The sequence below is a fragment of the Streptomyces sp. NPDC086777 genome (assembly GCF_040702065.1).
Taxonomy (GTDB): Bacteria; Actinomycetota; Actinomycetes; order Streptomycetales; family Streptomycetaceae; genus Streptomyces.
Genome location: NZ_JBFBJI010000091.1, coordinates 1 through 4,910, shown reverse-complemented (window position 1 = coordinate 4,910; position 4,910 = coordinate 1). Strand labels below are relative to the sequence as shown.

The window sequence follows — 4,910 nt, the reverse complement described above, 5'->3', positions numbered from 1 at the left end:
ATCGTGTGCCGGGCGTTCGCCGAGGTCCTCGGTGTGGAACATGTCGGTGCCGACGACAACTTCTTCGAACTCGGCGGCCACTCCCTACTGGCCGTCACACTGGTACAGCGGCTGCGCGAACAGGGACTGGGCGTCCCGGTCAGGACCTTGTTCGCCACCCCTACCCCGGCTGGAGTGGCTGCGTCGAGTGGTGCTCCGTCGACCGAGGTGCCACCGAACGGCATCCCCGCCGACGCGCGGCACGTCACTCCCGAGATGCTGCCGCTGCTGGACCTGACCGCGGCGCAGGTGGACTCCGTCTGCGCGACGGTGGAGGGCGGCGCGCAGAACGTCGCGGACATGTATCCGCTCGCCCCACTGCAGGAAGGCATCTTCTTCCACCACCTGCTGGTTGAGGCCGGCGACGCGGATCCCTATCTCTTCTCCTTCGCCATGGCCCTCGACACCCGGCGACGGCTGGACAGCCTCCTTGCGGCGGTGCAGCGGGTGGTGGATCGGCACGACATCTACCGCACGGCGGTGGTGTGGGAGGGGCTGCCGGAGCCGGTGCAGGTGGTGTTGCGTTCTGTGGTGGTTCCGGTGACCGAGGTGGTGTTGTCCGAGGGTGGGGATGCGGCGGCTGAGTTGTTGGCTGCGGCTGGTTCGTGGATGGATCTGCGGCGGGCGCCGTTGTTGCGGGTGCATGTGGCTGAGGAGCCGGGCAGCGGGCGGTGGCTGGCGTTGGTGCAGGTGCATCATCTGCTCCAGGACCACACGGCGTTGGACGTGGTCATGGGTGAGGTCGCCGCGTTCATGGCCGGTCGCGGGGACGAGTTGCCGGCGCCGCTGCCGTTCCGCGACTTCGTCGCCCAGGCCCGACTCGGAGTCTCCCGTCAGGAGCATGAGGCGTACTTCGCGGGTCTGCTCGGCGATGTCACTGAGCCCACGCTGCCCTTCGGCCTGGCCGACACCCACGGTGACGGCTCCGGCGCGGTGCAGGAGCACGCGATGGTCGACGACACCCTCGCGCAGCGGGTGCGCGGGCAGGCGCGTCGTCTGGGGGTGAGTCCGGCGACGTTGTTCCATGTCGCGTGGGCGCGGGTGCTGGCGAGTCTGTCCGGCCGCACTGACGTGGTGTTCGGAACGGTCCTGCTGGGCCGCATGAACGCGGGTGCGGGCGCGGACCGCATCCCTGGGCCCTTCATGAACACCCTGCCGGTACGGATGGACGTAGGCGGTCTGGACACGGTGGGCGCGGTCACCGCCATGCAGTCCCAGCTGGCCGGCCTCCTGGTGCACGAGCACGCCCCCCTGACCCTCGCCCAGCAGGCCAGCGGCGTCCCTGGACCGGCCCCGCTGTTCACGTCCCTGTTCAACTACCGGCACAACCGCCGGCCGGGCGATGCCTCTCGCGCGCGTGACCGCCGGACCCCGGACATGGGCGTGCTGTTCGTCCAGGAGCGCACCAACTACCCCCTCGCCGTGGCCGTCGACGACAACGGCTCGGACTTCCGGCTGACCGCCGAGGCGGTGGCACCGGGAGAGCCGGGAACGGTGCTGGCGGCACTGCACACCGTGATCGGGGAACTCGTGGCCGCCCTGGAGGACGCGCCCGCGACTCCCCTGCGGCACTTGAGGACGCTCTCCCCGTCCAGCCATGAGCTGATGGTGGCGGGCTGGAACGACACGGCACGGCCCGTCGCCGACGTCACCTGGCCGGCACTGTTCGCGGAGCGGGTGGCCGCTGATCCCGACGCCGTGGCGGTGGTGTGCGGGACCGAAGAACTGACGTACGCCGAGTTGGACGAACGGGCGGCCGGGCTGGCCGAGGTCCTGAACGGGCTGGGGGTGGGTCCCGAGTCCGTCGTGGCGCTGATGATGGAGCGCTCCGTGGACGTGGTGGTGTCCGTGCTGGGCGTGTGGAAGGCCGGGGGCGCATACCTGTTCGCCGAGCCCGGCCTGCCGGCCGAGCGGGTGAGCTTCATGCTCACGGACGCCGCGGCGGTGTGCGTGGTGACCGGCACCGCACCGACGGACGCGCTGCCCAAGCAGCCGGCTGTGCCGGTGGTGTGCCTGGAGGATCTCCGGGTGACCAGTCACGGGAACACGGACATCGCGCGGCCGGCGCCCCCGCGGAGGGCGACGGGGGCGAACGCGGCGTATGTGATGTACACGTCCGGATCCTCGGGGGCGCCGAAGGCGGTGGTGGTCAGCCAGCGCAGCGTGGTGAACCTGGCCGTGGGCCTGGACCCGGTGGTCGGAGCCCGGCCGGGCACAGGCATGTTGCAGTTCGCGTCGTTCGGCTTCGACGGCTCCGTGCTGGACATGGCCGTCGCGCTGGCCGCGGGCGCACGACTGGTGATGGCGACCGCCACGGAGCGCGCCGACCCCGGACTCCTCACCGACCTGATCAACGGGTCGCAGGTGACCATGGCCAGTGTGGTCCCGTCACTGCTGTCCGCCCTGGACGCGAGCGCCCTGTGCGGCCTGAGGCGAGTGCTGGTCGGCGGCGAACTGCTCACCGGTGAGCTGGCCCGGGCCTGGTCGTCGAACGGCCGTGAGCTGGTCAACACCTACGGGCCGACCGAGGCCACCGTCATGGTCACCACCACCTCGGTGGATCCCGCACAGCCCGGCCTCCCGCCGATCGGCCGCCCACTGGCCAACACCCGGGTGTACGTCCTCGACGCCTCCTTGTCACCGGTCCCGCCGGGCGTGGTGGGCGAGGTGTACGTGGCCGGCGAGCAGCTGGCACGCGGCTACCACGGCCGGCCGGCCCTCACGGCGGAGCGGTTCGTGGCCTGCCCGTTCGGCACACCGGGCGAGCGGATGTACCGGACGGGGGACCTGGGACGCCGGACCACGGACGGCCGGCTCACCTTCGCCGGCCGAGCGGACGACCAGGTGAAGATCCGCGGATTCCGGGTCGAGCCGGGCGAGATCGAGGCCGTCCTTGCCGGCTGTCCCCTGGTCGCCCAGGTCACGGTCATGGCGCGGGAGGACACCCCCGGCACCATGCGCCTGGTGGCCTACGTCGTGCCGGACGACGCCACCGAAGTCGACGACCTGCCCGGTGAACTGCGCACCTTCGCGGGCGAGCGGTTGCCCGAGTACATGGTGCCCGCCGCCGTCACGATCCTGGACCGGCTGCCGCTGACCATGAACGGCAAGGTGGACCGGGCCGCCCTGCCGGCCCCGGAGTACGTGGGCCCCGCAGGCGGGCGAGGCCCTGCCACGGTGGTCGAGGAACTCATGTGCGGAGCCTTCGCCGAGGTGCTCGGTGTCGACCGGGTGGGGGCCGACCAGAACTTCTTCGACGCGGGCGGCCACTCACTGCTGGCTGCCCGGCTGGTGTCGCGGGTGCGCGCGCTGTTCGGCATCGAGGTCGGTGTGCGGACGCTGTTCGAGGCGCCGACGCCGGCGGCCATGGCGGCTCGGATCGGCGGTGCGGGTCCTGCCCGGGCGGGCCTGACCCGACGGGACGAGCGACCGGCTCGGGTGCCGTTGTCGTTCGCGCAACGCCGGTTGTGGTTCCTGGCGCAGTTGGAAGGGCCGAGCCCGACGTACAACATGCCGACGGTGCTGCGGCTGGACGGCGAACTGGACGTCGACGCGCTGCGCTCGGCAGTGACGGACGTGGTGGTGCGGCACGAGGTGCTGCGCACGGTGTTCCCGGTGGTGGACGGTGAGCCGTTCCAGCGGGTGTTGGCACCCGAGGGGGTGGGCGAGGTGCTGCGGGTCGTCCACGCCGCCGAGGAGCAGGTGGCGGGGCTGGTGGCGGCCGAGGTCGGGCATGACTTCGACCTGGCGGGCGAGGTCCCGCTGCGGGCGTTGCTGGTCGAGACGGGCCCGGATGCGCATGTGCTGGTGGTGGTGTTGCATCACGTGGCGGGGGACGGCTGGTCGATGGGGCCGTTGGCCCGTGATCTCTCCCTGGCGTATGCGGCGCGGTATGAGGGACGCGCGCCGGGCTGGGAGCCGTTGCCGGTCCAGTACGCGGACTATGCGTTGTGGCAGCGGGAGTTGCTCGGTGATGAGGACGATCCTGGCAGCCTGCTGGCCGCCCAGGTGTCCTATTGGCGGGAGGCGCTGGAGGGCGCGCCGCAGGAGCTCGCTCTGCCGGTGGACCACGTGCGCCCGACGACCGCATCGCACCGGGGCCACACGGTGGCCCTCGACATTCCGGCCGACGTGCATGCGCGGTTGGCCGCGTTGGCCCGTGAGCGGGGCGTGACACTGTTCATGGTCGTGCAGGCCGCGTTGGCGGTGCTGTTGTCGCGGCTGGGCGCGGGAGAGGACATCCCGGTCGGCGTGGCGGTGGCGGGCCGGACTGACGAAGCGCTGGACGACCTGGTCGGGTTCTTCGTCAACACGCTGGTCCTGCGCACTGATCTGACAGGCGATCCGACGTTCGCCGACGTCCTGGAGCGGGTGCGGGAGACGAGTCTGACGGCGCTCGACCACCAGGACGTGCCGTTCGAGCGACTGGTCGAGATCCTGGCTCCGGACCGGTCGATGTCCCGCCACCCGCTCTTCCAGGTCATGCTCACCGTCCAGAATCTCGGACGAGCCCACCTGGAACTCCCCGGCCTCGCCGCCACGCCGATGCCCGCCGGTCCGGGAGCGGCCAAGTTCGATCTCGATGTGACGTTGAGCGAGGTCTCCGCCGACGACGGCCGGCCGCTCGGGCTACGGGGCTCACTGACCGGATCGGCGGACTTGTTCGACCCGGCCAGCGTGCAGGCGTTCGCCCAGCGGTACGCCCGAGTGCTGTCGGCCGTGGCAGCGGATCCTGACGCGCGGGTGGGGCAGGTCGGGGTGTTGTCGCGGTCTGAGCGTGAACAGCTGGTGGTGGGTTGGAACGACACGGGTGTGGCGGTTGCGGATGTGTCGTGGCCGGTGTTGTTCGGGGAGTGGGTGGCTGCCGCTCC

The 4,910-nt window shown here is 71.3% G+C and carries 1 protein-coding gene; it reads left to right on the top strand.

Annotated features, from left to right (window positions below; genetic code table 11):
- Positions 1-4,910 (top strand): amino acid adenylation domain-containing protein (locus tag AB0472_RS45830; RefSeq protein WP_366365631.1); only part of this gene is annotated, 4,910 nt, incomplete at both ends.